The following is a 25,230-nucleotide window of genomic DNA, read 5'->3' on the forward strand; positions in this document are numbered from 1 at the left end:
CAGTGGGCGATCGCGGTCGGCGGATCCGTCACGATAGCCCGCGAAGCCGCTTTCAGCGAGGCAGCGCAGAAGCCCGCCAAGCCCCTTCGCCGGGCGCGAGCGGCGCCCGTACGAGCGAAGCCTTGTCCGCCCACCAGGAATCCCGTTTCGGGGCCGGTTCCGGCGCCCGCGCACCGGCCGCCGCCGCGACGACGGCGGTCAGCGCGGCGAGCTCGGCGTCGTCCGGGTTGCCCCGGACGACGCGCAGCAGCGGGGTTTCGGGCGCGGTCACAGCGGGATGTTCCCGTGCTTCTTGGGCGGCAGCGTCTCCCGTTTGCCTTGGAGCAGCGAGAGCGCCTTCGCGATGTGGCCGCGGGTGTGCGCGGGCACGATCACCGAGTCGACGTAGCCGCGTTCGGCCGCCGCGTACGGGTTCAGGAGCGTGTCCTCGTACTCCTGGATCAGCTCGGCGCGCAGCGCGTCGACGTCCTTGCCGTCGGCGGCGGCCGCGGCGAGGGTCTTGCGGTGCACGATGTTCGCCGCGCCCTGCGCGCCCATGACCGCGACCTGCGCCGTCGGCCAGGCCAGGTTGATGTCCGCGCCGAGGTGCTTCGAACCCATGACGTCGTACGCGCCGCCGTACGCCTTGCGGGTGATGACGGTGACGAGGGGGACGGTCGCTTCGGCGTAGGCGTAGATCAGCTTCGCGCCGCGCCGGATGATGCCGTTCCACTCCTGGTCGGTGCCGGGCAGGAAGCCGGGGACGTCGACGAAGGTCAGCACCGGGATGTTGAACGCGTCGCAGGTGCGCACGAACCGCGCGGCCTTCTCGGACGCGTCGATGTCGAGGCAGCCGGCGAACTGGGTCGGCTGGTTCGCCACGATGCCGACGCTGCGCCCGTCCACCCGGCCGAAGCCGACCAGGATGTTGGGCGCGAACAGCTCGTGGACCTCGAGGAAGTCGCCGTCGTCGACGATGCGGGTGATGACCTCGTGCATGTCGTACGGCTGGTTCGGCGAGTCCGGGATCAGCGTGTCGAGTTCGCGGTCGGACTCGGTGACGTCGTCGAAGAATCCACCGGGCGCGGAGCCGGTCTCGAAGAGCGGCGCCTCGGACAGGTTGTTCGCCGGGAGGAACGAGAGCAGTTCCTTGACGTAGGCGATCGCGTCCTCGTCGTCGGAACCGAGGTAGTGCGCGTTGCCCGAACGGGTGTTGTGCGTGCGCCCGCCGCCGAGCTCCTCGAAGGAGACCTCTTCACCCGTCACGGTCTTCACGACGTCGGGACCGGTGATGAACATGTGCGACGTCTTGTCGACCATCACCACGAAGTCGGTCAGCGCGGGGGAGTAGACGTGCCCGCCCGCGTTGGCGCCCATGATCAGCGAGATCTGCGGGATGACGCCGGACGCCTTGACGTTGCGGTTGAAGATCTCGCCGTACAGCCCGAGCGAGACGACGCCTTCCTGGATCCGCGCGCCACCGCCCTCGTTGATGCCGATGATCGGGCGGCCGGTCTTGATCGCCAGGTCCATCACCTTGACGATCTTCTCGCCGTACACCTCACCGAGTGAACCGCCGAAGACCGTGACGTCCTGGCTGAACACGCACACCGGACGCCCGTCGACGGTGCCGTAGCCGGTGACGACGCCGTCGCCGTAGGGCCGGTTCTTCTCCTGGCCGAAGTTCACCGAGCGGTGCTTCGCGAGCTCGTCGAGTTCGACGAAGGAGCCCTCGTCCAGCAGCAGGTCGATCCGCTCGCGGGCGGTCTTCTTGCCCTTGGCGTGCTGTTTCTCCACCGCCCTCGCGGAACCCGCGTGGACCGCCTCGTCATACCGGCGGTACAGGTCGGCCAGCTTGCCGGCCGTGGTGTGGATGTCCGGTTCGTCCTCGGGCGGCGTCCCGAGCGGCTCCGTCGCACTGCTCATGAAAGCGCAGCCTAGCTACTCGACGGTCACTTCGCGTGTGGCGTAGGCAACGTCCGTGGCTGGACGGAGGCGCGTGCGGGGGCCGATGGGTCGGGGTGGTCGTGAGTGGCGTTTCGGGTTCTAACCCGAAACGCCACTCACGACCAACTTGACCCACGCGGTACCGGCGACGCACCTGGTCACTGGACGGAGGCGCGCACCAGCCCCGATTCGTACGCCGCGATCACCAGCTGCGCCCGGTCCCGCGCCGCGAGTTTGTGCAGGAGGTGACCGATGTGCGTCTTCACGGTCGCCAGTCCGAGGTGCAGGGTCCCGGCGATCTCGTCGTTCGACAGGCCGCGCGCGATCAGGCTCAGGACCTCGCGTTCGCGCGTGGTGATGTTGTCCAGCGAAGCCGCCACGCGCTGACCGGGGTCGGGCAGCCGCGCGAACTCGGCGATGAGCCTTCGCGTGATCGAAGGGGCGAGCAGACCTTCGCCCGCCGCGACGACGCGGATCGCGCTCAGCAGTTCGGCGGGCGGGGTGTCCTTCAGCAGGAATCCGCTCGCGCCCGCGCGCAACGCCGAATAGACGTAGGCGTCGAGGTCGAACGTGGTCAGCATCAGCACGTGGACGCCTTCGGTGGTGGCCGACGCGCAGATCCGCCGGGTCGCTTCGATCCCGTCCAGCTCGGGCATGCGGACGTCCATCAGCACGACGTCGGGGCGTTCCTTCTCGGCGAGTTCCGCGGCCTCCGCGCCGTCGCTCGCCTCCCCGACGACTTCGAGGTCCGGCGCGCTGTCGACGAGCACGCGGAAGCTGCCCCGCAGCAACGCCTGGTCGTCGGCGATCAGTACGCGGATCATCGTGTCCCCACTTCCTTGGCGGCGTACGGCAACCGCGCGAACACCCGGAATCCCCCGGCGGGCAACGGGCCCGCTTCGAAGTCACCACCGTAGACGGCGACGCGTTCGCGCATGCCGATCAAGCCGTGCCCGCCCGCGGCGGGCGGCGAGACCTCGCCGCGCCCGTCGTCGACGATCTCGACGCTGACCTCGCCGGGGCCTTCGGTGATCGTGACCCGGCAGGCCGACGGTCCCGCGTGCTTCACGACGTTGGTCACCGCCTCCTGCGTGATGCGGTAGACCGAAAGCGCGACACCTTCGGGCAGGTCGTCCACCGCCTCGCCGGACAGCTCGACGCGCACTCCGGCCTGTCCGGCGCGTTCGGCCAGGGTCCGCAGGTCGGCGAGTTTCGGCGCGGGGCCGAGCGCGGCCTCGGGCGTCCCATCACCGGAACGGAGGACGCCGAGCATCCGCCGGAGTTCGACGAGCGTCTCGCGGCTGGTGAGTTCGATGACCCGCAACGCTTCGCGGGCTTCTTCCGGCTGTTCCTTCGCGACGTGGTTGCCGACGGCCGCCTTGACCGCGATCAGGCTCATGCTGTGCGCGACGACGTCGTGCATCTCGCGCGCGATCCGCAGCCGTTCGTCGGAAACCGCCTGATCGGCTTGGGTTTCCGCGAGCTGGGCCAGGTTCGCGCGCCGTTGCCGCGTCATCCAGCCCAGCGCCCACGAGCCCGCCACCCCGCCGCCCGCGAAGGCCGTCGACGCGATCGTGTTCGGCCCCAGCCGCAGGAACTCGAAGATCATGACGACGACCAGGCCGAGACCCATCGCGATCAGCGAACGGGCGCGCGGGTGTTCCAGCGCCACCGTGTACAGGGTGCAGGCGGTGGCCAGGAGCGCGGCCGGGCCGAGCCCGTTTCCGGCGAGCAGGGCGGGGACCAGGCTGCCGAGGCCGAGGCCGTAGGCGACCAGGGGCCGATGGCGCCGCAGCGCGATCGCGATCCCGCTGGCGGCCACCGTCGCCCAGGCGAGCCACATCGGGATGGGGACGAGGAACGTCCAGGTCCGCGCCCCCAGGTTCCCGCCGACGGCCACGACGAGCACCAGCGCGAGGAGCGCGTCGATCGTGTACGCCACCCGTTGGGGGAGCGCCGACGGCTGTTTCATACGGCGAACTTAACCGGACGTGCGGTGCGTGCGCGTCCGTCCGGCGGAGGTCAACCCCAGGGTGGAGATCAGCGGGACAGATGGACGCCGATCCCGCCGCGCCCCGGCGCGAGCTCCGGGCGCAGGACCAGATCGTCGTCGTAATCGCCCCCGTTCTGGTGGCGGAACGGAATCGGTTCCTGAGTGGACAGTGTCCGCAGCCGTTCGCGCAGCGCCTCGACGGCGGCTTCGTAGTGCTCGGGCGAGACGCGGTCGGCGCCGCAGATCGTCAGCGGGGGAAGGACGGACATGCCCGCGTACCAGAGTGTCCCGTGCTGCAACGAGAACAGCAGATCGCCGATTTCGCCGTTCACTCCGCGCGGGCCGATCGTGGCCTCCGGCGCGCCCGCGGTCAGCACGACCATGGCGCGTTTCCCGGCCAGCGCTCCCTCGCCGTAGCGCGCCGTCCGGCCGTCGGGACGCTGGACGCCGTAAGCGAAACCCTTGACGAAGACGCGGTCGAACCACCCCTTGAGGATGGCGGGCATTCCGTACCACCACAGCGGGAACTGGACGATCACGGTGTCCGCCCACGCCAGTTTTTCGTGCTCGGCGCGGATGTCCTCGCCGAGTTCGCCGGTCTCGAAGGCGTTCTTCGACGTCGAGCCGACGATGAGCCGGTCCGGGGAAGCTGCCCGGCCGAAGTCGTCGGCGTCGACCACGGCCTTCCACTTCATCGCGTACAGATCGGATTCCCGGACGTCGGCGCCCTGCGCCCGGAGGGCGCGCAACCCCTCGTCGCGCAACGAGCCGCTGAGGGAACGGGGTTCCGGATGGGCGTAGATCCACAGCACGTTCATGATCCCACCGTCGCGCGTTCTCCGGGCCGGGACGAGTGGCCCGATGGACAACATGTGCAAGAATCGAGCCATGGGCTTTTTCGCGCATCCCGGCCGCCATCGGGTCGCCGTGCTGGTCCGCCACGGAATGCTGGTGATGGAGCTCGGCATCGTCACCCGCCTGTTCGGCACGGCCAAATCCGCCGACGGCGAGCCGCTCTACGAGGTCGTCACCTGCACGCCGGAGCCCGGCCAGGTCCGGACCGACGCCGACGTCACGATCTCGGTCGCGCACGGGCCGGAGGTGCTGGCCGAGGCCGACACCGTGGTCATCCCGGCGTCGTCCACCGAATACGAACCGTCGGGGCACGACCTCACCGAGCCGCTCGCGCGGGCGCTGGAACTGATCCGGCCGGAAGCCAGGATCGCGTCGATCTGCACGGGTGCCTTCGTACTCGCCGCCGCCGGCCTGCTCGACGGCCGGAAGGCGACCACGCACTGGCGTTCGGCGCTGGACTTCCAGGCGAAGTTCCCGAAGGTCGACCTCGATCCCAACGTGCTCTACACCGACGACGGGAACGTCCTGACCGCGGCGGGCGTCGCGTCCGGCATCGACCTCTGCCTGCACATGATCCGCTGCGACCACGGTGCCGCGATCGCGAACGAGGTCGCGCGCGGAACGGTCGTCTCGCCGCACCGCGAGGGCGGGCAGGCGCAGTTCATCCGGCGGCCGGTGCCGGACCCGCAGTCCTCCTCGACGGCGGCCGCGCGGGCCTGGGCGCTCGAGAACCTCGACCGGCCGTTGACGTTGCGCGAACTCGCGGCGAAAGAGGCGATGAGCACGAGGACGTTCACGCGGCGGTTCCGCGACGAGGTCGGGATCTCGGCGTTGCAGTGGCTGACCCAGCAGCGGATCGAACGCGCCCGTCAGCTGCTCGAAGAGACCGATCTGCCGGTGGACAAGGTCGCCACCGAAGCGGGTTTCGGCACCGCCGCGTCGCTGCGCCAGCATCTGCAGGCGGCGTTGGGGGTCTCGCCGAGCGCTTATCGGAACACCTTCCGCGAAGCCGTCTGAATTCAGCTGACCGCCTGGTAACTTACCCGGAGATAAGTTCCGGAGGTGGTTGTGAAGGCCCTCAAATTCGCCGAACGGGTGTTGTTCGCCGGTGCCGCGATCGGCACGGTGTACTCCGCGCGGACAGGTAATCGGAAGCTGCGACTCGCGACCAAACCGGCCGCGGTCCCGGTGCTCGCCGCCAGGGTCGCGCGTGCGCGTGGGCTCGCGCCGGGGGAGAAGGGCCTACTCGTCACCGCGTTGATCGCGGCGGGCGCGGGCGACCACTTCATGGGCAGGTCCGACGAGGACGGCCAGCTGATCAGGGGTGCGACGTCGTTCGGTGTCATGCAGGTGCTGTATTCCGCGCTGTTGTGGCGCCGCGGTGCTCGCCCGCGCGCGGCGACGGCGCCGCCCAGGCTGGCGGCGTGGGCGGCGGCCGCGGTCGCGATGGCGTTGCCGAAGCCCTCTCCGGTCTCTTCGGTGCTCTCGGTCTACGGCGGCTTGCTGAGCACGACGTCGACCCTCGCGGCCGACCCGGTGCTGGCGCCGAAGGCCAAGGTCTCGGGCGGGATGGTGGTCCCGTCGGGTGACCGCCGCACCTGGATCGCGGCCGGCGCGCTGCTGTTCTCCGCGTCGGATCTGGCGATCCTGATCCGCCGGAACTTCGTCACCAGCGAGCGGGTGCGGGCCAACCTCGAAACCTTCGTGCTGACGTCGTACCTCGCGTCGCAGTGGCTGCTCGTCGAAGGCATGACGGCGGAAAGTTAAGTACTTGCTTGACTATCGTCCGGCCCGGGCGGATAGTTAAGCATGTGCCTAACCAACGCATGGACCAGGTGTTCAAGGCGCTGTCCGACGGGACGCGCCGCGAAATGATCGAGCGCCTCACCCGGGGACCCGCCTCGGTGGGGGAGCTCGCACAGCCGTTGTCGATGTCGCTGCCCGCCGTGATGCAGCACCTCCAGGTGCTGGAATCCGCCGGGCTCGTCCGGTCGGAGAAGGCGGGGCGCGTCCGCACCTGCCACCTCGAACCGGAGGGGCTGCGGATGGCCGAGGACTGGCTCGGCGGGCAGCGCACCGGCTGGGAACACCGGCTCGATCGCCTTGGCGGCTTTCTGGACACCGACGAAGGGAAAAGGCCATGACCGTCAAACACGCCACTTTCACCCTCGAGCGCGTCTACCCCGTGCCGCCGGAACGCGTTTTCGCCGCCTGGTCGGATCCGGCCGCGAAGGCCGGTTGGATCACCGTGCCCGGCGGCGGGCACTCCCTGGACTTCCGGGTCGGCGGCCGCGAGGTCATCAGCGGTCCCGGCGACGGCAAGCGGCCGGTCTTCGAAGCCCGCTACGAGGACATCGCGGAAAACGAGCGGATCGTCTACGCGGGAAGGCTCTCCGCGGACGACGTCCTGGCGACGGTGTCGGTCACGACGATCCTGCTCGAAGCCGAGGAGGGCGGCACCCGGTTGACGTTGACCGAACAGGGCACCTTCCTCGACGGTCACGAAGAGCCGGCGTGGCGGGAACAGGGCACGGCCGACTGGCTCGATGCGCTGGGGAAGGCATTGTCGGCAGTATGAACGCATGCTGACCGCTGAGCTGATCGTCGACAGCCGTGTCCCGTCGAACCCGGCGCTTTCCCCGGACGGGCGGTGGATCGCCTACCAGGTCTCGACCATCGCGAAGGGCGTCCCCGAGATCTGGCTCGCCGCTGTGGACGGCGGCGAGAAGCCGCGAAAGGTGGCTGAAGGTTCCTCGCCCCGGTGGTCGCCGGATTCTCTCCATTTCCTCCGCGACGGGCTGATTCACACGGAGGACGGGCCGCTGTTCGCCTGGCGGAGTGAGATCACCGCGTTCCTGTCGATGCGTGAGCGGATCGTGTTCATCGCCGAAGACGAGACGCCCGCCGCGGAAATCCGGGTCTGGAGCGAGAGTCTCCGTCCGGCACGGCTGCGGAGCTTCGACCCGCGAACCGGTGAGATCACGACACTGGTCGAGGACCACGTGGTCGACGTGGCCCGACGTCAGGACGCCGGGGCGCTCGCCGTGGTCACCTGGCCGACGCCCGAACTCGATTCCGGTGGTCTCGAACCTCGGCTTTCCGTGCTGGACCTGGAAACCGGTGAACGTCGTGAGCTGGGCCAGGCGACGTTCGAAGCCACCTCCCCGGTTTGGTGGCGGGACGAGGGCGGCTGGCACGTCGCGTACCTCGGGAATCCGGAAGTGGTGGGCGGCAGGGCGGTCTTCGATGTTCCCGTGGAGAAAGGGGAACATCGCAACCTGACACCGGAATCGGCTTGCCCGGACAAGCTCGCGCAGGTCGATTCCGGTGCTCCTCTGGTGCTCGTGGCCGACGGGCTCGACACGGCCCTCCATCGGCTCGGTGACGGCGAGGTGGCGTTCTGGCGCGGGCATGCCGATGCGCTGGCCTCGAACGGCGAAATCGTGGTCACCGTGCTGAGCACCGCGTATCGGCCCAAGGATGTCCACTGTGGACCCATCGGCGGCCCGCTGAAACGGGTGAGTGAAACGGCGCCGGAGTTCGCCGGGATTTCGTGGGGCTCCCAGGAACGGTTGTCCTACAAGGCGTCCGACGGCCTCGCGTTGGACGGCCTGCTTGTTCTCCCGCCGGGAAAGACTCGGGCCGACGGACCTTTCTCGCTGGTCACGCGGGTTCACGGCGGACCGTATGACCGGCACGCGGACGGCTTCATGCTGGGCTGGTTCCCGTCGGCGCAGTGGCTGGCCCTGGCTGGGCACGCCGTCTTCCTGCCGAATCCCCGTGGGGGACAAGGCCATGGGCACGAATTCGCCGCTTCCGTCGCGGGACGGGTAGGCCTGGAGGAATGGAGCGATATCGAAACCGGGATCGATCTCCTCATCGCCGAAGGTGTGGCCGATCCGGAGCGGCTCGGGATCGCGGGCGGGAGCCACGGCGGATTCATGACGGCCTGGGCCGTCGGGCAGACCCGCCGGTTCAAGGCGGCGCTGATGGTCGCCGGGATCTGTGACTGGGGAATGCTCGCCGCGACCGGTGAACTCGGTCCGGTGGTGGAAGCCGGGCACGGCGGGAGTATCGGCTGGGAAGGAACGGGACCGCACCGGCACGATCGGCTCAGCCCGATCTCCTACGCGTCGAAGATCGAGACCCCCGTGCTGATCGTGCACGGTGCGGAAGACACGAACGTTCCCTTGTCTCAGGCGGAATTCTTCCACCGCGCACTACGCCACTTCGGCGTCGAACACGACCTCGTCGTTTATCCCGGCGAAGGGCATTCGCTCCGCGGACGTGATCACCAGCTGGATCTGCTTCGCCGCTCTCGCGAGTGGTTCGCGCGGCTGCTCTAGCTTTGCGGTTCGCCGGGGACGTACGTGCCGAAAGTCCATTCGTAGCCTTCGAGGTCGTCGACGCGGAAGCGGTAGTTGCCCCATTCGGTGTCTTCCGGTTTCCAGACCGACGTCGCGCCGGCTTCGATGGCGGAGGCGAACACGGCGTCCACGGCTTCCTGCGTCGGAAGGCTCACGTACAGACCGTGTCCGACGGTTTCGCCCTTGCGTACCGGGCGGTCGTAGTCCTCCTCCGCGCTGAACACGATGATCCTGACTTCGCCGAGCCGCAGTTCGGAGTGCAGGATCAGGCCCCTGTCGTCGGCGTATTCCACGACGGTCTCGAAGCCGAAGGCGCGTTCGAGCCAGCGCAGGGCCTTGGGGGCGTCGCGGTAGGCGAGGTAGGTGTGGAGGTCGGCGGGGCGTTCCTTGGTTTCGGTCATGGGCACAGCCTCGCAACCGACGCGGACAACCACGGTCCTCGATTCGCGACCGTTTCTCACCAGAGCAGTCGCAGCCCGAGCACGGTGATGAGCGCGCTCGACGCCAGCGCGGTCACCAGCCGCCCGCGGCGTCCGGTCAACGCCTTGCCGAGCACGGCGCCGCCACCGGCGAGGAACAATTGCCAGCTGGCCGAGGCGGCGAACGCCGCCGTCACGAAGACCACGTGTTCCGCTCCGCTCGCCGCGGCCATGTCCTCGCTGCCGAGTACGAGTGCCGCGAAGTAGACCACCGTCATCGGGTTCAGCAGGGTGATCCCGAGAAGGCTCAGGTACGCCTTCAGCGGCCCGATCGCGACCGGCTGGGTCACCTCGGCTTTCGCGTGAGCGCGGAAGTTCCGGATCCCGCTGAGTCCGATGTGGACGGCCAGCGCGAGCAGGACCACCACCGACGCCCAGCGCAGCGGTACGGCGATCGGTTCGATGACGGGGATGAGCCCGCCGCCGCCGAGAACCGCGGCCAGCGCGTACAACCCGTCGGCCGTGGCGACGCCGAGCGCGGCGTACGCGCCGATCTTGAGGCCCGATCTCGCCGTCAGCACCACGAGATAGGTCGCGACCGCGCCCACCGGGATGGCGATGCCGTACCCGGCGAGCAGGCCCGCGACGAGCGCGGCGCTCACGGCCGGACTGGAGTCGGCCTCCGCCAGGGCCCGGCCTGCTGCTGCACCCGCACCCGTCGGACGACGGAGGACGGGTTCAGGAAGGCGCGGGTCGAAGTCATGGGAGAAGGATGCGAACGGACGGGGCGCGGCGCAACACAATTACTTCAGCGGTTCGTCGGCTCCGGTGCTCGTGTCGCGAAAGCCACTTTCGGGACATCAGACGTCGCGAAAGTGGCTTTCGCGACATGCCGCCAGGGCACCGGGAGGCGCCGAGGTTGCGAAAGCCACTTTCGCAACCTTCAACGTTGCGAAAGTGGCTTTCGCAACGCCGACACGGCTGCCTTAACCCTCACCATTCACGAGAGGGCGGGCTGCAGAGCGGCGTCCAGGTCGGCCAGCAGCTTGGCCTTCGGCCGGGCCCCGACGGTCGTCCACACTGGACTCCCGCCCCGGAAAAGGATCAGCGTCGGCAGCGACATGACCTGATAATTCCGTGCCGTGAGCGGGTTTTCGTCGGAGTTGAGCTTGCGGATGAGCAGCGAGCCCGCCCGCTCTTCGGCGATCTGTTCGAGCACCGGCGCGATCATGTGGCACGGCGGGCACCATTGCGCCCAGAAGTCCACCAGGACGGGCGTGTCCTGATCCAGGACGAGCTCTTGGAAGGTTTCGTCGGTGACGACGGAAAGGGACATTCAGGCCTCCTCGTTTCGCGGCACGACGACGCACGGCCCCGGCGGCGTTTTCAGCGCGCCCGCCAGCTTCGTCAGCAGGCTTTCCCGCACGTCGTTGAGCCGGGCCAGACAGGCGTCCACCTCGGCGAGTTTGCGTTGGTAGACCTCGATCGAATCGGCGCACGAGTCACCGGTCTCGTGCCCGGCGCGCAGGCACTCGACGAACGGCCTGGTGTCTTCGAGGCTGAGCCCGACCGCTTGCAGGGTCAGGATCTCGTTCACCAGGCGGTAGTCGTCCTCGTCGTACTCCCGGTAGCCGTTCGACGCGCGCCGTGCGTCGAGAAGCCCTTGTGACTCATAGAAACGCAGCGCGCGGGTGGTGGTTCCGGTACGCGCGGCGAGTTCGCCGATCCGCATGGAACCGAGCGTAAACCTTGCCCTTGGCGTCAAGGCAAACGTTCAGTCGTCGAGATCGATCCGGATGGTGAGGAGGTTCGTGCCGATCGCCCGCACGGCGGCGCTGTTGACCGTGGGCAGGGTCTTCAGCCGGGCGCGGGCGTCGTCGTCGGGGAGCAGGCGCGCCGTGCCGGTGTGCCACCGCCCCTTGAGCCGGAGCCGGACCCGCGGATCGGCCTGGATGTTGCGGACGTACTGCGACTTCTCGCCGAACTCCGAGACGATCCAGAACGAGCGGCCCACCCGGCGGCCACCGATCGGCGTGCTCCGCGACCGCCCGGATCTGCGGCCGGTGGTCTCCAGGATGGGCTGGGACGGCAGGCGGCCGAGGATCGGGTTGCCGACGTGGCGCTGAAAGGTCGTCGCCACGCGGTGCTTGATCTCGTGATAGCGGGACATGGCTCCAGGGTGCCCTACGCTCGGGCCATGGTGAGCGAGTCCGACGTGGACCTGGGGGACGGGACCACGCTTCACACGTACGACACCGGCGGGGCCGGGCCGGTGGTCTTCTGGCACCACGGCACCCCGAACATCGGCGCCCCGCCGGTCCCGCTGTTCGCGGCCGCCGAGCGGCTCGGGCTGCGGTGGGTCTCCTACGACCGGCCCGGTTACGGCGGTTCTTCGCCGCGGCCCGGCCGGGATGTCGCGTCGGCGGCGTCGGACGTCGCGAAGATCGCCGACGCCCTGGAGATCGAGCGGTTCGCGGTCTTCGGGCATTCCGGAGGCGGGCCGCACGCCCTCGCCTGCGCGGCCCTGGTGCCGGAACGGGTGTCGGCGCTGGTCTGCGTCGCGAGCCTGGCTCCGTACGACGCCGAAGGGCTGGACTGGTTCGCGGGGATGGGCGCGGCGGGAGCCGCCTCGTTGAGGGCGGCCGCGGCGGGCCGGGCGGAAAAGGAGCGGTACGAGGCGACCGCCGAATACGACGCCGAGATGTTCACCCCGGCGGATCACGCGGCCTTGGCGGGCGACTGGAGGTGGGTGCTCGACGTGGTCGGTCCCGCGGTCGAGGGCGGGCCGGGCGGGCTGATCGACGACGACCTCGCGTACGTCGCCCCTTGGGGGTTCGCGCCGTCCGACGTCCGGGCGCCGGTCCTGCACCTGCACGGTGGCGCGGACCGGATCGTGCCGCCCGCGCACGGCGAATGGCTGGCCCGGCAGTGCGCGACGGCGGAGTCGCGCGTCTTTCCCGAGGACGGGCACGTCTCGGTGCTCCGTCATGGGGAGGCCGCGCTCGAGTGGCTGGCCGAGCGGGCGTGAGCTGCGAGGTCGTCCTGGTCCGGCACGCCGAGTTCGTTCCGCCATCACCGGGGAGGCCCGACGATCCGGAGCGGCCATTGACCGCGGCCGGCGTCGCCGCCGCTGAACTGCTCGCGCACGAACTCGCCGCGATGAACCCGACGGCGGTCGTGTCGAGTCCGTACCGGCGAGCGGTCGCGACGGTCGAGCCCGCGGCCAGGCAGGCCGGGCTCGAAGTCACGACACGCTGGGAACTACGTGAGTGGGACTCGGGCTTGGAGCCGACACCGGACTACGCCGCGCACTACGAGCGATGCTGGGCGGATCCGGATTTCGCGCGTCCGGGCGCGGAGAGCCTGCGGCAGCTGACGGCGCGCGCGATGGCCGCCGTCGATCGGCTCGCGGAGGAGCATGACGGCGGTGTCGTGCTGGTGGGCAGTCACGGGACCTTCGTGTCCCGCCTGCTGGCCGGGATCCGGCCGGGGATCGGCTGGCCGTTCTCCCGGGACATGCCGATGCCCGCCGTCCACCGGCTGCGCCGGCCCCACTAGCGCTACCCATCGCCGAAAGCTGCGCGAAGCGACCTCTCGTAGTCCTGCCGCGAGAACGTCAGATCACCGATGCTGCCGTAATCCCAGTCGCGGTACGTATTACGCAGAGCCGACCAGGTCACCGTGTCCTCGGCGGCCACGATCTTCGCCACCAACGCCCAGCAGTCGTCGATACCGCAAGTGCACCCCAGCAGGAGGTGCTCGTCGTCTTCGACGCCTTGCGGAACGCGATCCGGCGCCCCGCCGAGGAGATGCTCGGCGGAAAGCCTCGTCGAGGGAGCGTAATCCCCGGCGAGCAGGGGTGCGGGCTCCGACGGGCATTCCTCGATGCTCTCCTTCTGTTCCGCGAGCGCGCCGGGAAGTTCGGCTTCGCGCACGAGCTCCAGGAACGAAACGCCGTCGATCAGGAACTGAAGCGACGTTTCCCGCCCGGCCGGTCTCGTGGAGATCCTGCGGAACTCGATCGAACGCATGGCGCCACGGTAACCGCCGGTGCCGGGGCCCAAGGGTGGCTTGGCCGGTTGAGGTCAGAGCACGACGTCGTCCCGATGGACACCGAACTCGGCCGAGCGGGTTTCGGTGGCGTGTTCGGCGCGCCGGATCCGGTCGGTCCACGTCGCCGTGGCCCCGAACGCGGTTTCGGCGAAGCCCACGTCGCGGATGGCGTCGGGCAAGGCCGGGTCGCCGGCGGCGAGCAGCCGGACCGGGTCGCCCAGCGCGACCGTGAAGGGCGGCACGAAGTACTCGGCCGGGGTCTCGGTGCGCGCGTGCACCAGGGCACCGACCGCGACGGTGGTGCCCTCGCCGAGCCGCGCGGTCTGCAGCACGGTCACCGCGGTCGCCAGGTAGGAGCACCGGCCGACCGTGCACCCCAGCAAGGTCGCGTGTGGGCCGACGAGTACGTGATCGCTGACGTCGACCGGTTGCGGTCCGGCCACCGCGGACGCGCGGAGCACGGCGTGCTCGCCGATGATGCTGTATTCGCCGACCGTCACCCGCGAGCCTTCGGCGTCCAGCACGGCGCCCGACAGAACACGGGCGTGGGCGGCCACTTCCACGTCCCCGATGAGGGTCGCGGTCGGTGCGACGTAGGCGTCGGCGTGTACCCGGGGCTCCCGGTCACGATGTCGAATGCGCATATCCGGACGCTACGAAAGGATCACCGGCGTGGCTGGCGGTTTTCCGACATGGCGTCCGGCGCGGCCTAATTCGCGGGCCGTCCCGCGCCGGTGTAGTCGTCGCCCTTCGAGTGATACGTGTGGATCTGGATCGCCTGGCCCTGGGTGGGCGCGTTGATCATCAGCCCGTTCCCGAGGTACAGCCCGACGTGGTGGATCCGCGTCGCCGGGTTCCCGTAGAACACGAGGTCGCCGAGTTTCGGCTCGCCGGAGACCTGCGGCAGCGCCCGGAACTGGCTGTCCGCGGTCCGGGGGAGCGAGATCCCGGCTTCGTCGTAGGACTTCTTGGTCAGCCCGGAGCAGTCGAAGCCCGCCGCGCCCGCCTCCGGGCCGTTGCCGCCCCACACGTACGGGAGGCCCAGCTGGCCGAGGGCGAACCGGGTCGCCTTCACGGCGGGGCTGCCGGCCCGCGCCGGGTCGAGGGACAGGGTCGCGTACAGCTGGGCGTTGCCGAGCACGCGCTGGCGGAACAGTTCGGCGTCGTTGCCCTTGCCGCCCTGGTAGCCGGCGATGGCCTTCCACCAGCCGTTGCCGCCGCCGAGGTCGGCCCCGGAGGCGCACAGGGCGCGGCCGGCGGCGACCGACGCGGAGTCGGGATCGGTGATGGCGGGTTTCGCGATACCGGGGATCGACGCGCCGTGCTTCTTCCACTGCTGCGCCGACAGGCCGAGCGGGTTGTCGCCGCCGCGTCCGTGGTTCGAACTCGCCGCGCCGATCCCGGCGAGGGTGACCCAGGACAGGTGACAGTTCGGCTGCTCGCCGCGCAGCGCCAGTTCGCCGTTCGCGTATCCCATGAGCGACTTCGCCGGGATGTCGAGCGCCCCGGCGAGCTTGCCGGCCCACTCTTCGAGCGGCCGGGCGCCCTTCGGCGTCTCCTGCGCCTTCACCGGCGCGCTGACTTCGAGCACCGACGGACCCGCGCCGCCGCCGACGGTGGCCGGATCCTGCTTGGCGGCGGGAACGGGGATCGGCTGGCGCCCGTCGGCAGGGGCGGGATCGTTGCCGCCCGCGAGCAGCCAGCCCGCCGTCGCGAGCCCCGCGACCAGGGGGAGGGCGACCAGGCCGCGCATCGCCACGCCGTGCGCCCACGACTTCTTCCGGCTGGTTTCGGGCGCGCTCGGGGCCGGGTCGGGCTCAGTCACGCCGTCCAGGTTATTGGAGACCACCTCTGCGTAACGAGCGAACGCCTTGCACGTTAGGGGGACTCTCATATTCTGGACGAATGAGTGAGACGGGAGCGCTCGACGCCGGGCGCCTGAGTGCCACGCTGTCCGGCCGGTACGCCGCGATCCAGGTCGTGGAGAGCACCGGGTCCACCAACGCCGACCTGCGGGAAGCCGCCGCGAAGGGCGCCGAAGACCGCACCGTGCTGATCGCCGAAGAGCAGACGGCCGGGGTCGGCCGCCGCGCGCGGCAGTGGGCGTCGCCGAAGGGATCGGGCCTCTACGTCAGTGTCCTGCTGCGTCCCGGCGGCGTCCCGTTCGCCAATTTGGGTTCACTTTCCGTGGTCGCGGGCCTCGCGGTGCGGGAGGTCGCCGCGGGCATCGGCGTCGACGCCGTCCTCAAGTGGCCGAACGACGTCCTCGCCGGCCCCGAGCGCGCCAAATGCGCGGGCATCCTGGCCGAGGCCGTCGCCGGTGACGAGACCACCGTGATCCTCGGCATCGGCCTGAACGTGCTGCCGCTCGGCGAGAACGTCCCGGCCGGGCCCGGCGGCCTGCCCGCGACCTCGCTGGCCGAGCAGGGCGCGACGGAGACCGATCGCGCCGAGATCGCCTCGCGGCTGCTCACCGGTTTCGACGAGCTCGAACGCCGCTGGCGGCTCGCCGGCGGGTCGCTGGCCGAGGCCGGGCTGCTCGGGGACTACCGGCGGTACTGCGCCACGCTGGGCCAGGACGTCGAGGTCCAGCTGCCCGACGGCTCGGCGCTGACCGGGCGCGCCGCCGACATCGATCCCGCGGGCCAGCTCCAGGTCGACGTTCCGGGTGGTGAGCGGTACACGGTGTTCGCCGGCGACGTCGTCCACGTGCGGCCCGCCAAGGCCTGATCCGTGCGTCTCGATTTCCGGCGTCTCCTCTTCCGCGGGGACCGTTCGCCGGTACGGTGAGCTCACCAGCGCCGAACACACTTTGGGAGCGTCCGTCGTGGCCTATCCGGACGATTTGCTCAGCGAAAACGAGCACGTCGTGGTGCACAGTCACCCGCATTTCAAGATGCTGATCTTCCCGTTCCTCGCGCTGATCGTGACGCTCGGCGTGGGCATTTGGCTGGCCGTCGTCGCGAAGGACGCGACGGCCCCGTGGGACCTGATCTCCGAGATCGCGATCGCCGCGGTCGGGCTCGGTCTCGTCGTGTGGCTCTTCCTGGCGCCGTTCGTCCGCTGGCGCACGACGCATTTCATCGTGACCACGGACCGGCTGATCGCCCGTGAAGGCGTGCTCAAGCGGACCGGGATCGACATCCCGCTGTCGCGGATCAACAGCGTCCAGTTCGAGCACGGGCTGCTGGACCGCGTGTTCGGCTGCGGCACGCTGGTGATCGAGTCCGCTTCGGACGAACCGCTGAAGTTCGACGACATCCCCAAGGTCGAGCGGGTGCACACGGTCATCTACCGCGAAGTCAACGACAACCCGTACGACGACTTCGCGCCGGGTGCGCCGCAGCAGACCGAGCCGCTTCCGCCGCAGGGGCACCCGCCGCGCGGAAACCGGCGCCGCTGATGGGCACGCGAGAGCTGGGGCTGCCCGACCGCGTCCCGTCGGCCGACGCGCTGCCGGAGCGGGTGACGATCTGGGAGGTCGGCCCGCGTGACGGTCTCCAGAACGAGAAGTCGATCGTCCCGGTCGAGGTCAAACTGGAGTTCCTGGACAAACTCGCCGCCGCCGGGCTGACCACGCTCGAAGCGACCAGTTTCGTGAGCCCGAAGTGGGTGCCGCAGCTGGCCGACGCCGAGCAGCTCCTGGCCGGGCTCGAAAAGCGCGAAGGCGTCCGGTATCCGGTGCTCGTCCCGAACGAGCGCGGGCTGGACAGGGCGCTGGAGGCCGGGGTCTCGCATATCGCGATCTTCGCCAGCGCCACCGAAACCTTCGCCAAGAAGAACCTCAACTCGACGGTGGACGACCAGTTCGCGATGTTCGAGCCGGTCGTCACCAGGGCGCGGGCCGAAGGTCTCGACGTCCGCGGGTACGTGTCGATGTGCTTCGGCGACCCGTGGGAGGGCGCCGTCCCGGCCGCGCAGGTCGCCGGGGTGGGTAAACGGCTCCTCGACCTCGGCTGCTCGCAGCTCTCGCTCGGCGACACCATCGGCGTCGCCACCGCGGGCCAGGTCGAGGCGCTGATCGGGCAGTTCGCCGACGTCGGCACCCTGGCCGTCCATTTCCACGACACCTACGGCCAGGCACTGGCGAACACGCTCGCCGCCCTTCGCTGCGGCGTGTCCACTGTGGACTCCTCCGCCGGCGGGCTCGGCGGCTGCCCGTACGCCGAATCGGCTACCGGGAACCTCGCCACCGAAGACCTCGTCTGGATGCTCGACGGTCTCGGCGTCGAAACCGGTGTCGATCTCGACGCGCTGGTGGCGACGAGCAAGTGGATGGCAGGGAAACTGGGCAGGCCGAGCCCGTCCCGGGTGGTCAACGCGCTCGCCGGATGAGGTTCGCCGAACTCACCGACGAGACCTGGCCGCTGTTCGAGCGGCTGTTCGGGCCCGGAGGTGTGCAGGGCGGCTGCTGGTGTGCCTTCTTCCGGCTGACGGGACCCGCGTTCGAACAGGCGGGCAAGGACGGCCGCAAAGCGCACGTCCGTGCCGAAGTCGCCGCCGGGAAACCGTTGGGGCTGCTGGCCTTGGCCGACGACGAGCCGCTCGGCTGGGTCGCCGTCTCGCCCCGGCCGGACAACCCGCGGCTGGCGAGGTCACCGGTCGCGGCGTCGGCGGGAGACCACGCCGGGGTCTGGTCGGTGACGTGCTTCTACGTCGGCCGGAAGAGCCGTCGCCAAGGGCTTTCGACCGCCTTGTTGCGGGCGGCGGTCGACTTCGCGGCCGAGCGTGGGGCGCGCGTCGTCGAGGGTTACCCCGTCGAGGTACTGGGGAAGCGACCGGGTGCGGATCTGTACCACGGCACGGTGAGCATGTTCGCGAAGGCGGGTTTCGACCTCGTCGAACGCCGTCAGCCCGCGCGGGCCTTGATGCGCTTTCGGGTATCCGCCGACGAGAACGCCGGACGGCGCTAAGGTCGTGACGCGTCCTGTCCGCTGCCTCCCCCGTTCACCGGTGGGGTCCGAATCCTTGGGGGAGTTGCGGTGACCGATCCGAGCGAGGCCGGAACGGGCCCGATCCGGCTGCCTGCCGAGTACGACGCCCCGACCCCGCCGCACGGGGTGCGTGCCGCGTACGCGCCTTCGCCGTGGCCGCCCGCGGTGGCGCCGCTGCGCGTGCCGTTCCCTCCGCCCCAGCCCGCCGCTCCACCTCCGATGGGGGCCTTGCGGACCGAGCGGGAGAGCGTGATCGCGCTGTTCCTCGTGCACATGTTCCCCATCGGGCATCTACCGGTGGCGATGGGGAAACCCGCGCGCCAATTGCCGCTCCCCGAGGGCGGTTCCGGCCCGCAGGATCATCCCGAGGCGGACGTGCTCGACGACCTGGACGCGTTGTCCCACGTCAGCAGCGGTTTCCGGCGCTCGCCGACGGCTCCGGGCGTCGCGCCCCCGGCCGAGTTGACCAGGGGCCACGATCCGTGGGGCGGAATGTCCGAAGAGGACTGGAAAGCGCGTTTCGTGACTGAGACCGGTTTCCTGTGGCCCGACGACGCCGTTCCGGCGAGGCCGGTGATGCTCGAGGTGGGCACCCACCTCGACCGCTTCGGAGATCCGCACGGCCGGGTGTTCGCCGAGGACGCGACCTTGTTTTCGATGCGCTCGCTGCCACCCGGTCAGGTCGCCTCGTACCGGCGTTACCGCGTCGCGCGGGCACTGCCGGCCTGGCGCTCGGTGACCGCGGGATGGTTCGGCCAGCCCGGCGGCGGGGTGTGCTTCCGCACGGTGCTGGGCGCCGATGAGCTCGTCACGCTGGGCTTCCTGGCGGACGTCACGGGGGAGGTTCGGTGAACACGGGGACGATCCTGCGGTGGCTGGCCGCGTTGGGTGTGCCGCCCGAAGTGGTGTCGGTCGGCGCGGAGACGGACAACGCGTGGTGCCTCATGCGCACCGAGGAGGAAGGCGCCGAACCGGCCTGGGAGGTCTTCTGGCGCGAGCAGGGAAACCGGTACGACTGGGCGCGGTTCACCAGCGAACAGGTCGCCTGCCATTACCTCTTCGGGCGTCTCGCGTGGTCGCAGGTCGCGCGCGGGGCCGTCGGCCTGCTGCCCGGGGCGCAGTGACCCGTCTTGGCCGAGGCGTTGCGAAAGCCACTTTCGCAACGTTGAAGGTTGCGAAAGTGGCTTTCGCAACCTGCGCTCCCTTGGAGCACCTTCCCAGCCAGCCCGGCAGCCCCGGTGTCGCGAAAGCCACTTTCGCGACGTCTGATGTCCCGAAAGTGGCTTTCGCGACACGCCACGCGCGTCAGCGCTTCAGGATCGCCAAGACCTCATCGTGCAGCAGACCGTTCGTCGAAAGCGCCGAGCCGTTGTCGTAGCGCGCTTCGCCGTTCAGGTCGCTGAACCGGCCACCGGCTTCGGTGATCAGCACCTGCGCCGCGGCGACGTCCCACGGGTTCACGATGCATTCCGCGGTGACGTCGAGTGCGCCCTCGGCCACCAGGCAGTGGTGCCAGAAATCGCCGAACGCGCGGCTTTCCCAGCAGGCGTTCACGAGGTCGAGGTACTTCTCGCGGGAGTGGTACTCCACCCACGAGTTCAGGTCCGTTGTGGACAGATACGCGTCTTCGAGCGACGCGACCTTCGACACCGAGATGCGGCGTGCCCCGGCGGAGTCGCTCATCCAGGCGCCGTCGCCGTCGGCGGCCCACCAGCGGCGGCCGAGCAGCGGCGCGCTGATCATGCCCACCACGGGCGTGCCGTCTTCGACCAGCGCGATCAGCGTCGCCCAGACCGGGACCCCGCGCAGGAAGTTCTTGGTCCCGTCGATCGGGTCGAGCACCCAGGCGCGGCCGGTCGCCGCGGTGCCGCCGCGTTCCTCGCCGAGCACCGCGTCGTCGGGCCGGTCCGCGGCGAGGATCGCGCGGATGGCGTCCTCGACGGCGGTGTCCGCGTCGGTGACCGGTGTCCGGTCCGGTTTGCGTTCCACCGCGAGGTCGAGCGCGCGGAACCGGGCGGTGGTGATGGCGTCGGCGGCGTCGGCCAGCCGGGTGGCGAGTTCCAGATCATTCTCGTAGCCAGGCACGGTGACGATGGTTTCACGCCCGGCAGTCGTAGAGTTGGCCAGGTGAGCATGGTGCTACTCGCCGAGGACGACCCGGCCATCGCCGATCCGCTTTCCCGCGCACTCCAGCGGGAGGGGTACGACGTGCGGGTCGTCGGCGACGGGCCCGCCGCCCTCGACGCGACCGAGAGCGACCGGGTGGACCTGCTGGTCCTCGATCTCGGCCTGCCCGGGATGGACGGGCTCGAGGTGTGCCGCCGCCTGCGTGCCAGCGGCACCGAGGTGCCGGTGCTGATGCTCACCGCGCGGACCGACGAGGTCGACTTCGTGGTCGGGCTCGACGCCGGCGCCGACGACTACGTCGCCAAGCCGTTCCGGCTGGCCGAACTGCTGGCCCGCATCCGTGCGCTGCTCCGCCGCCGGGCGCCCGACGTGCTCGAAGCCGGGGGAGTGCGGATGGACCTCGGCGCCCGGATGGTCACCGTGGACCTGCACGAGGTGCAGCTGGCGAACAAGGAATTCGAGCTGCTCCGCGTCCTGATGAGCCGCGCGGGCCAGGTGGTCAGCCGCGACGAGATCCTCGCCGAGGTGTGGAACGACCTCGAATCGAAGACCTCGAAGACGCTCGACATGCACATGTCTTGGCTCAGGCGGAAGCTCGCCATCGCGGCCGACGAAGCCGCCGGCCGGGCGGGCAAACCCGGCGGGAACGGCGACGGCGAACGGCGGATCGCCACGGTCCGCGGCGTCGGCTTCCGCTTCAACGCGGAATAGCATGCGCCGCCGCATCCTCCTGGCGATCCTGCTCGCCGTCGCGGTCACCGCGGCGGTGCTGGGCATCCCGCTGGGGATCACCGCGTGGCAGCTGGTCGAGAACCTCAACCGGGAGAACCTCGCCTCTTCGGCACGCGGGATCGCGGCGACGCTGGACAACGAGATCGCCGTCGGCCAGCCGATCAACCTCGACCTGGTCCGCGTGGGCGTCCCGCAGGGCGGGCTGCTGACCGTCCGCGCCCAGGGGCAGATCGAGAAACGGTACGGCTCCGACCCGGGTTCCGACGTGGTGTCCGAGAAGGCGCCGATCGCGTTGCACGGCGAGGTCGAGCTGGCCGTGCCCGCCGGGCCGATGCGCACGCGCCAGACCCAGGTCACCCTGCTGGTGGTGCTGCTGGTCGTGCTGTCGGTGGGCACCGGCACGGTGGTCGCGACGGTGACCGCGCGAAGGCTCGCGAAACCGCTGAGACACGTCGCGGATCGCGCGGTCAAACTCGGCGGTGGCGATTTCCGGCCGGATCCCAAACGCTACGGCGTCGGTGAACTCGACATGGTCGCCGAGGCGCTCGACGCGTCCGGTTCGGCGCTCGCGCAGCTCGTCCAGCGCGAACGACAGCTCGTCGGCGACGTTTCCCATCAGCTGCGGAGCAGGCTGACCGCGTTGCAGCTGCGGCTCGAACCGCTCACCATCCATTCCGACCAGGACGTCGTCGACGAGGCGAAGGCCGCGCAAGAACAGGCCGACCGGCTCGCCGAGGCCCTCGACGAACTGCTGGCCGCCGCACGCGCGGCACGCGAGGTCGGCGCCGAACCGGTGAACCTGCAGGAAGTGCTTCCCGAAGTCTCCGAAGAGTGGCGACAGCTGCTTCGCGCCGAAGGAAGGCATCTGCGGATCCGCGTCACCGACGGGCTGAGGGCGAGGGCGACACCGGGCCGGTTGCGTGAGGTCGTCGGCGTCCTGCTCGACAACGCGCTGCGCCACGGCGCGGGAACGGTGACGCTCGCCGCGCGGCGCGGCGACACGGAAGGCACCGTCGTCGTCGAGGTCGCCGACACCGGATCGGGAGTGCCCGACGAACTCGCGCCGCATATCTTCGAACGCGGTTTCTCCGGCGGCGGGTCGACCGGTGTCGGGCTCGCGCTCGCCCGCGCGCTCATCGAGGCGGACGGCGGCAGGCTGGAGCTGTCGAGCAAGCAGCCCGCGGTGTTCAGCCTCTTCCTGAAGGTGCCCCGGCCGGGCGACGTGGCCGAGGTGCGCTGGCCTGCCGAGCGGGTCCCGCGCTAAGACCTCCCCAAGGACGTCCCGATCGGGCAAGCCCACGGAAGCGCGCCGACCTACCTTCGAGGGGTGCGTGCGACGGCGTTCCGGTACCACCCGCCGGTGAGTCCGGTGGCCGCGGCGACCCTGGAGATCGGCAAGGTGGCGGTCACCGTGGGGTTGTCCTTCGACGGTGCGCTGTACGCGTGCCGCCGCCCGCCCGGCGTGGTGGAGCGGATGGAGGCGGAAGCCTTGGATCTGTTGTCGAAAGGGCTGTTCGTCAGCGGGATCGACACCCCGGTCGCGACCGTGACCGGGGCGGCGGGACACCGGTTCGTCCAGCAGAGCGCCGAATTCCGGCCGCCGGACGCCCGGCTCTACCGGGGCATGTGCGGCGTCGGCGCCAGCCGGAACGGGCTGACCCTGACCGGCATCCTCGGCTACCGCCTCGAAGTCCGCGCGGGATGGGCGAAGCGGGCCGGTGAATGCGGCCTGCCCGAGACGGCCGCCGAATGGTGCGAGCTCTTCGGCGGACAGCTCTCGTCCATCGGCGGGGTGGTCCTGCGGCGGTCCTCGGTGCTCAGTCTCGGTACTCCGCCGTGACCGTGACGACGAACGCCGCCCGGGCGGGCAGGCCGAGGCCCGCCCACAGCCCGGTCGGATCGGTTCGCCCGAGCGCCATCCGCGCCTGCTGGTCGCCGACCATGAGGAACTCCGTCCCGAGCAGGATCCGCAGCGAGCGGTCGAGCAGGGTGTGCTCGTCCCGGACCTTGTCCGCCTGCGCGGTGACCAAATAGGACAGTTCGCACCGCTGCCCCCGCACGGCGCCGGTTCCCGGGCCGGCGCCGTGCAGGGCGAAGAGGAACAGGTCGACGCTCGACACCCGCGTCTCGGTCTGCCAGGTGGGTTTCGGCGGATCCAGCCGGACCACCGTCCCCTCCGGCAGATGGGGCGCGATGAGCAGGCACAACGCCTCGTCGACCTGGCTGATCACGGGGTCAGATCAATCCCTCACGCAGTGCGTAGGCCACCGCGTGCGAGCGGTTCCGGAGCTGGAACCGGTTGGTCACGTCGTGCAGGATGCTCTTCACCGTGCGCTGCGAATAGCAGAGCTGGTCGGCGATCTCCTGCGTCGAGAACCCCGACGCGACCAGCTTGAGCACCTCGGTCTCCCGGCTGCTCATGCCGCCGAAATGCAGGCCGCGCGGCTGCAGCACCTGGCGTTGCAGCCGCGAGACCCGGTGCAACAGCCTGCCGAGCAGGTCGGGCGGCAGCGCGCCTTCGCCTGCCGCGGCCGCTTTGATCAGCCGGACCAGGACGTCGGCGCCCGCTTCGGACCGGCGGGCGACCGCGCAGACACCGTGCTCGATGGCGCTGAGGATCTCGTTGTCGTCGACTTCACCCGCGATGAGCACGATGCGGGTGAATCCTTGGTGGTGCAGTGCGGACAGCAGTTGCGTCATGGCCTCGTCGAGGCGGTCGGTGACCAGGAGGGCCACCATGGTCGGGTCGGCGGTCTCCCCGTCCACCAGCCAGACGTCGTCACGGGAGCGGAGCGTCATGCAGACGCCGTTGTGCAAAATCGGATCGGTGGCGCGGACGACCACCGGTGTCCTGTTCGGTTCGAACATGTGATTCCCATTCCCCTCGAACGGTGCGAGGGTCCCACCCCTCGCGCTACTCACCCTGCCGGGTGAGGTGTCCCGAGCGCATGGGACTCCAGTCCCGGAATTGCCCGAAAAGCCGCCCTTATCGGGGTCGCTTTTTCACCGGCCCAACCCCGCTTCGCGGGCACGGACGATCGCTTCGGCGCGATCCGCGACGTGGAGCTTGCTGAAGACGTTCGAAATATGGTTCCGCACGGTTTTCGGGCTGAGACAGAGAGTGCTGGCGATGGCGGTGTTGCTGTGCCCGCCCGCGATGAGGGAGAGGACCTCTCGTTCGCGGACGGTGAGTTCCGGGAACACCGTGTCCGTGCTCGGCTGCGCGTGGTTGAAGAAGCCGAGAACGCGCGTCGCGATGTCCGGCCCGAAGATCGCTTCGCGCCTCGCGACGGCGTGAACGGCGCGGATGATTTCGTCGGGCTCCGCGTCCTTCAGCAGATATCCGCGGGCTCCGGCCCGCATCGCCGAGAAAACGGATTCACTCTCGTCCGCCATCGTCAGCATGAGCACACCGACTTCCGGCCGTTCGGCGACGATGTGCCGGGTCGCTTCGGCGCCGCTGATATCGGGCAGATGCAGGTCCATGACCACGACGTCGGGCCTGAGCGCGCTCGCCGCGCTGATCGCGTGCGCGCCGCTCGCGGCTTCACCGACCACGTCGACCAGCGGTTCGTTGGCGAGCAGTGTGCAGACCCCGAACCGGAACAGCGGATGGTCGTCGACCACGAGCACGCGAAGGCGTTCGTTCATACGGTTCCCCCTGTCTCCCCGACGCGGCACGTTAGCGAGAGGGCCGCTCGGCGGACAACGCGTGGTCCGGACAGCGGACCGGCGGAAATTAAACGCCTGATGAGTATCGCGTATCGCGGTGGCTCGCCCAACCCATTAACCCTTTCGGCGCAAGTTCAGGTCTCAAGTCCGTG

General features: G+C 69.9%; 33 protein-coding genes. 16 read left to right on the top strand and 17 right to left on the bottom strand.

What is annotated here, in order from left to right; translation table 11 throughout:
• Positions 1-52: 52 nt before the first annotated feature.
• The 5 genes from ACZ1DY_RS05265 to ACZ1DY_RS05285 all read right to left on the bottom strand — a co-directional run bounded on the left by ACZ1DY_RS05265 (position 53) and on the right by ACZ1DY_RS05285 (position 4,737).
• Positions 53-271 (bottom strand): acyl-CoA carboxylase subunit epsilon, encoded by a 219-nt coding sequence (locus tag ACZ1DY_RS05265; RefSeq protein ID WP_016331339.1) that lies wholly within the window; start codon positions 269-271, stop codon positions 53-55.
• On the bottom strand, positions 268-1,905 hold the full coding sequence (locus ACZ1DY_RS05270) for an acyl-CoA carboxylase subunit beta (protein ID WP_126735203.1): 1,638 nt from the start codon (positions 1,903-1,905) through the stop codon (positions 268-270). Before ACZ1DY_RS05270 ends, ACZ1DY_RS05265 begins: the two co-directional genes overlap by 4 nt.
• Positions 1,906-2,084: 179 nt before the next feature.
• Positions 2,085-2,750, bottom strand: a complete 666-nt coding sequence (locus ACZ1DY_RS05275; protein WP_257489123.1) for a response regulator — start codon at positions 2,748-2,750, stop codon at positions 2,085-2,087.
• Positions 2,747-3,898, bottom strand: a complete 1,152-nt coding sequence (locus ACZ1DY_RS05280; protein WP_465483745.1) for a sensor histidine kinase — start codon at positions 3,896-3,898, stop codon at positions 2,747-2,749. Before ACZ1DY_RS05280 ends, ACZ1DY_RS05275 begins: the two co-directional genes overlap by 4 nt.
• 68 nt (positions 3,899-3,966) lie before the next feature.
• Complete coding sequence (locus tag ACZ1DY_RS05285; protein ID WP_465483746.1) at positions 3,967-4,737, bottom strand: NAD(P)H-dependent oxidoreductase; 771 nt, start codon at positions 4,735-4,737, stop codon at positions 3,967-3,969.
• A gap of 43 nt (positions 4,738-4,780) precedes the next feature.
• Between ACZ1DY_RS05285 and ACZ1DY_RS05290 the strand changes: the two genes are divergently transcribed.
• Genes ACZ1DY_RS05290 through ACZ1DY_RS05310 form a run of 5 tightly spaced genes read left to right on the top strand, consistent with a single transcriptional unit; the run spans position 4,781 to position 9,120 of the window.
• Positions 4,781-5,791 (top strand): GlxA family transcriptional regulator, encoded by a 1,011-nt coding sequence (locus ACZ1DY_RS05290; RefSeq protein ID WP_465483747.1) that lies wholly within the window; start codon positions 4,781-4,783, stop codon positions 5,789-5,791.
• A gap of 45 nt (positions 5,792-5,836) precedes the next feature.
• Positions 5,837-6,541 (top strand): lysoplasmalogenase family protein, encoded by a 705-nt coding sequence (locus tag ACZ1DY_RS05295; RefSeq protein ID WP_465483748.1) that lies wholly within the window; start codon positions 5,837-5,839, stop codon positions 6,539-6,541.
• A 59-nt stretch (positions 6,542-6,600) separates the two neighbouring features.
• Positions 6,601-6,918, top strand: coding sequence for an ArsR/SmtB family transcription factor (locus tag ACZ1DY_RS05300; protein WP_126735347.1), 318 nt, complete (start codon positions 6,601-6,603; stop codon positions 6,916-6,918).
• Positions 6,915-7,352 carry an SRPBCC family protein gene (locus tag ACZ1DY_RS05305; protein WP_457958083.1) on the top strand — a complete coding sequence of 146 codons (438 nt, stop codon included), beginning with the start codon at positions 6,915-6,917 and terminating at the stop codon, positions 7,350-7,352. Before ACZ1DY_RS05300 ends, ACZ1DY_RS05305 begins: the two co-directional genes overlap by 4 nt.
• Before the next feature lie 4 nt (positions 7,353-7,356).
• Entirely contained in the window at positions 7,357-9,120 is a 1,764-nt protein-coding gene (locus ACZ1DY_RS05310) for a S9 family peptidase (RefSeq protein ID WP_465483749.1), read from the top strand.
• Here ACZ1DY_RS05310 and ACZ1DY_RS05315 read toward each other — a convergent pair.
• From ACZ1DY_RS05315 to ACZ1DY_RS05335, 5 genes are all read right to left on the bottom strand, one after another.
• Complete coding sequence (locus tag ACZ1DY_RS05315) at positions 9,117-9,542, bottom strand: VOC family protein (RefSeq protein ID WP_465483750.1); 426 nt, start codon at positions 9,540-9,542, stop codon at positions 9,117-9,119. The two genes, ACZ1DY_RS05310 and ACZ1DY_RS05315, sit on opposite strands and share 4 nt — an antisense overlap.
• 56 nt (positions 9,543-9,598) lie before the next feature.
• On the bottom strand, positions 9,599-10,222 hold the full coding sequence (locus tag ACZ1DY_RS05320; RefSeq protein WP_465483751.1) for a LysE/ArgO family amino acid transporter: 624 nt from the start codon (positions 10,220-10,222) through the stop codon (positions 9,599-9,601).
• Positions 10,223-10,560: 338 nt separating this feature from the next.
• On the bottom strand, positions 10,561-10,896 hold the full coding sequence (trxA, locus tag ACZ1DY_RS05325) for a thioredoxin (RefSeq protein ID WP_126735194.1): 336 nt from the start codon (positions 10,894-10,896) through the stop codon (positions 10,561-10,563).
• A complete protein-coding gene (locus ACZ1DY_RS05330) occupies positions 10,897-11,292 on the bottom strand; it encodes a MerR family transcriptional regulator (RefSeq protein ID WP_192746662.1) in 396 nt (131 codons plus the stop codon).
• A 42-nt stretch (positions 11,293-11,334) separates the two neighbouring features.
• Positions 11,335-11,730 carry a nitroreductase/quinone reductase family protein gene (locus ACZ1DY_RS05335; RefSeq protein ID WP_465483752.1) on the bottom strand — a complete coding sequence of 132 codons (396 nt, stop codon included), beginning with the start codon at positions 11,728-11,730 and terminating at the stop codon, positions 11,335-11,337.
• A 27-nt stretch (positions 11,731-11,757) separates the two neighbouring features.
• Here ACZ1DY_RS05335 and ACZ1DY_RS05340 point away from each other — a divergent pair, with 27 nt between their 5' ends.
• Complete coding sequence (locus tag ACZ1DY_RS05340; protein ID WP_465483753.1) at positions 11,758-12,588, top strand: alpha/beta fold hydrolase; 831 nt, start codon at positions 11,758-11,760, stop codon at positions 12,586-12,588.
• Positions 12,567-13,118, top strand: coding sequence for a histidine phosphatase family protein (locus ACZ1DY_RS05345; RefSeq protein WP_465483754.1), 552 nt, complete (start codon positions 12,567-12,569; stop codon positions 13,116-13,118). The genes ACZ1DY_RS05340 and ACZ1DY_RS05345 overlap by 22 nt, the downstream gene beginning before the upstream one ends.
• Before the next feature lie 2 nt (positions 13,119-13,120).
• On the opposite strand, the gene ACZ1DY_RS05350 is transcribed toward ACZ1DY_RS05345, so the two are convergent.
• The 3 genes from ACZ1DY_RS05350 to ACZ1DY_RS05360 all read right to left on the bottom strand — a co-directional run bounded on the left by ACZ1DY_RS05350 (position 13,121) and on the right by ACZ1DY_RS05360 (position 15,438).
• On the bottom strand, positions 13,121-13,591 hold the full coding sequence (locus ACZ1DY_RS05350) for a hypothetical protein (RefSeq protein WP_465483755.1): 471 nt from the start codon (positions 13,589-13,591) through the stop codon (positions 13,121-13,123).
• A 54-nt stretch (positions 13,592-13,645) separates the two neighbouring features.
• Positions 13,646-14,257 (bottom strand): gamma carbonic anhydrase family protein, encoded by a 612-nt coding sequence (locus tag ACZ1DY_RS05355; protein ID WP_465483756.1) that lies wholly within the window; start codon positions 14,255-14,257, stop codon positions 13,646-13,648.
• 65 nt (positions 14,258-14,322) lie between these two features.
• Positions 14,323-15,438, bottom strand: a complete 1,116-nt coding sequence (locus tag ACZ1DY_RS05360) for a C40 family peptidase (RefSeq protein WP_257489110.1) — start codon at positions 15,436-15,438, stop codon at positions 14,323-14,325.
• 80 nt (positions 15,439-15,518) lie between these two features.
• Here ACZ1DY_RS05360 and ACZ1DY_RS05365 point away from each other — a divergent pair, with 80 nt between their 5' ends.
• From ACZ1DY_RS05365 to ACZ1DY_RS05390, 6 genes are all read left to right on the top strand, one after another.
• Complete coding sequence (locus ACZ1DY_RS05365; protein WP_192746656.1) at positions 15,519-16,343, top strand: biotin--[acetyl-CoA-carboxylase] ligase; 825 nt, start codon at positions 15,519-15,521, stop codon at positions 16,341-16,343.
• 97 nt (positions 16,344-16,440) lie between these two features.
• Positions 16,441-17,016, top strand: coding sequence for a PH domain-containing protein (locus tag ACZ1DY_RS05370; RefSeq protein WP_126735188.1), 576 nt, complete (start codon positions 16,441-16,443; stop codon positions 17,014-17,016).
• Complete coding sequence (locus tag ACZ1DY_RS05375; RefSeq protein ID WP_126735187.1) at positions 17,016-17,948, top strand: hydroxymethylglutaryl-CoA lyase; 933 nt, start codon at positions 17,016-17,018, stop codon at positions 17,946-17,948. The genes ACZ1DY_RS05370 and ACZ1DY_RS05375 overlap by 1 nt, the downstream gene beginning before the upstream one ends.
• On the top strand, positions 17,945-18,526 hold the full coding sequence (locus tag ACZ1DY_RS05380) for a GNAT family N-acetyltransferase (RefSeq protein WP_465483757.1): 582 nt from the start codon (positions 17,945-17,947) through the stop codon (positions 18,524-18,526). Before ACZ1DY_RS05375 ends, ACZ1DY_RS05380 begins: the two co-directional genes overlap by 4 nt.
• A 69-nt stretch (positions 18,527-18,595) precedes the next feature.
• Entirely contained in the window at positions 18,596-19,399 is an 804-nt protein-coding gene (locus tag ACZ1DY_RS05385) for a TNT domain-containing protein (protein WP_465483758.1), read from the top strand.
• Positions 19,396-19,671 carry a hypothetical protein gene (locus ACZ1DY_RS05390; protein ID WP_037316053.1) on the top strand — a complete coding sequence of 92 codons (276 nt, stop codon included), beginning with the start codon at positions 19,396-19,398 and terminating at the stop codon, positions 19,669-19,671. The genes ACZ1DY_RS05385 and ACZ1DY_RS05390 overlap by 4 nt, the downstream gene beginning before the upstream one ends.
• A 181-nt stretch (positions 19,672-19,852) precedes the next feature.
• Here ACZ1DY_RS05390 and hisN read toward each other — a convergent pair whose 3' ends face one another.
• Positions 19,853-20,641 (bottom strand): histidinol-phosphatase, encoded by a 789-nt coding sequence (hisN, locus tag ACZ1DY_RS05395; RefSeq protein WP_126735184.1) that lies wholly within the window; start codon positions 20,639-20,641, stop codon positions 19,853-19,855.
• Between the two features lie 39 nt (positions 20,642-20,680).
• Here hisN and ACZ1DY_RS05400 point away from each other — a divergent pair, with 39 nt between their 5' ends.
• The 3 genes from ACZ1DY_RS05400 to ACZ1DY_RS05410 all read left to right on the top strand — a co-directional run bounded on the left by ACZ1DY_RS05400 (position 20,681) and on the right by ACZ1DY_RS05410 (position 23,246).
• The gene (locus ACZ1DY_RS05400; RefSeq protein WP_034304815.1) at positions 20,681-21,385 is read left to right on the top strand and encodes a response regulator transcription factor; all 705 of its coding nucleotides are present in this window, start codon (positions 20,681-20,683) and stop codon (positions 21,383-21,385) included.
• Position 21,386: 1 nt separating this feature from the next.
• Positions 21,387-22,670 carry an ATP-binding protein gene (locus tag ACZ1DY_RS05405; protein WP_126735183.1) on the top strand — a complete coding sequence of 428 codons (1,284 nt, stop codon included), beginning with the start codon at positions 21,387-21,389 and terminating at the stop codon, positions 22,668-22,670.
• Positions 22,671-22,733: 63 nt separating this feature from the next.
• Complete coding sequence (locus ACZ1DY_RS05410) at positions 22,734-23,246, top strand: hypothetical protein (protein ID WP_321183683.1); 513 nt, start codon at positions 22,734-22,736, stop codon at positions 23,244-23,246.
• Here ACZ1DY_RS05410 and ACZ1DY_RS05415 read toward each other — a convergent pair.
• From ACZ1DY_RS05415 to ACZ1DY_RS05425, 3 genes are all read right to left on the bottom strand, one after another.
• Positions 23,224-23,637: a hypothetical protein gene (locus tag ACZ1DY_RS05415; protein WP_465483759.1), complete on the bottom strand. Its 414-nt coding sequence runs from the start codon at positions 23,635-23,637 to the stop codon at positions 23,224-23,226. The two genes, ACZ1DY_RS05410 and ACZ1DY_RS05415, sit on opposite strands and share 23 nt — an antisense overlap.
• Before the next feature lie 4 nt (positions 23,638-23,641).
• Positions 23,642-24,274 carry a helix-turn-helix transcriptional regulator gene (locus tag ACZ1DY_RS05420; RefSeq protein WP_034304824.1) on the bottom strand — a complete coding sequence of 211 codons (633 nt, stop codon included), beginning with the start codon at positions 24,272-24,274 and terminating at the stop codon, positions 23,642-23,644.
• Between the two features lie 135 nt (positions 24,275-24,409).
• Positions 24,410-25,057, bottom strand: coding sequence for a response regulator (locus ACZ1DY_RS05425; RefSeq protein WP_126735181.1), 648 nt, complete (start codon positions 25,055-25,057; stop codon positions 24,410-24,412).
• Positions 25,058-25,230: the final 173 nt, after the last annotated feature.

The organism is Amycolatopsis sp. PSD-21 (genome assembly GCF_055561455.1).

Bases quoted from the DNA above. Each gene is read 5' to 3' on its own strand.
- ACZ1DY_RS05405 (WP_126735183.1), top strand. From the start codon at position 21,387: ATGCGCCGCCGCATCCTCCTGGCGATCCTGCTCGCCGTCGCGGTCACC.
- ACZ1DY_RS05305 (WP_457958083.1), top strand. From the start codon at position 6,915: ATGACCGTCAAACACGCCACTTTCACCCTCGAGCGCGTCTACCCCGTG.
- ACZ1DY_RS05335 (WP_465483752.1), bottom strand. From the start codon at position 11,730: ATGTCCCGCTATCACGAGATCAAGCACCGCGTGGCGACGACCTTTCAG.
- ACZ1DY_RS05340 (WP_465483753.1), top strand. From the start codon at position 11,758: ATGGTGAGCGAGTCCGACGTGGACCTGGGGGACGGGACCACGCTTCAC.
- ACZ1DY_RS05350 (WP_465483755.1), bottom strand. From the start codon at position 13,591: ATGCGTTCGATCGAGTTCCGCAGGATCTCCACGAGACCGGCCGGGCGG.
- ACZ1DY_RS05270 (WP_126735203.1), bottom strand. From the start codon at position 1,905: ATGAGCAGTGCGACGGAGCCGCTCGGGACGCCGCCCGAGGACGAACCG.
- ACZ1DY_RS05355 (WP_465483756.1), bottom strand. From the start codon at position 14,257: ATGCGCATTCGACATCGTGACCGGGAGCCCCGGGTACACGCCGACGCC.
- ACZ1DY_RS05330 (WP_192746662.1), bottom strand. From the start codon at position 11,292: ATGCGGATCGGCGAACTCGCCGCGCGTACCGGAACCACCACCCGCGCG.
- ACZ1DY_RS05280 (WP_465483745.1), bottom strand. From the start codon at position 3,898: ATGAAACAGCCGTCGGCGCTCCCCCAACGGGTGGCGTACACGATCGAC.
- ACZ1DY_RS05400 (WP_034304815.1), top strand. From the start codon at position 20,681: ATGGTGCTACTCGCCGAGGACGACCCGGCCATCGCCGATCCGCTTTCC.
- ACZ1DY_RS05315 (WP_465483750.1), bottom strand. From the start codon at position 9,542: ATGACCGAAACCAAGGAACGCCCCGCCGACCTCCACACCTACCTCGCC.
- ACZ1DY_RS05380 (WP_465483757.1), top strand. From the start codon at position 17,945: ATGAGGTTCGCCGAACTCACCGACGAGACCTGGCCGCTGTTCGAGCGG.
- ACZ1DY_RS05310 (WP_465483749.1), top strand. From the start codon at position 7,357: ATGCTGACCGCTGAGCTGATCGTCGACAGCCGTGTCCCGTCGAACCCG.
- trxA (WP_126735194.1), bottom strand. From the start codon at position 10,896: ATGTCCCTTTCCGTCGTCACCGACGAAACCTTCCAAGAGCTCGTCCTG.
- ACZ1DY_RS05365 (WP_192746656.1), top strand. From the start codon at position 15,519: ATGAGTGAGACGGGAGCGCTCGACGCCGGGCGCCTGAGTGCCACGCTG.
- ACZ1DY_RS05290 (WP_465483747.1), top strand. From the start codon at position 4,781: ATGGACAACATGTGCAAGAATCGAGCCATGGGCTTTTTCGCGCATCCC.
- ACZ1DY_RS05275 (WP_257489123.1), bottom strand. From the start codon at position 2,750: ATGATCCGCGTACTGATCGCCGACGACCAGGCGTTGCTGCGGGGCAGC.
- ACZ1DY_RS05375 (WP_126735187.1), top strand. From the start codon at position 17,016: ATGGGCACGCGAGAGCTGGGGCTGCCCGACCGCGTCCCGTCGGCCGAC.
- ACZ1DY_RS05300 (WP_126735347.1), top strand. From the start codon at position 6,601: ATGGACCAGGTGTTCAAGGCGCTGTCCGACGGGACGCGCCGCGAAATG.
- ACZ1DY_RS05420 (WP_034304824.1), bottom strand. From the start codon at position 24,274: ATGTTCGAACCGAACAGGACACCGGTGGTCGTCCGCGCCACCGATCCG.
- ACZ1DY_RS05285 (WP_465483746.1), bottom strand. From the start codon at position 4,737: ATGAACGTGCTGTGGATCTACGCCCATCCGGAACCCCGTTCCCTCAGC.
- ACZ1DY_RS05425 (WP_126735181.1), bottom strand. From the start codon at position 25,057: ATGAACGAACGCCTTCGCGTGCTCGTGGTCGACGACCATCCGCTGTTC.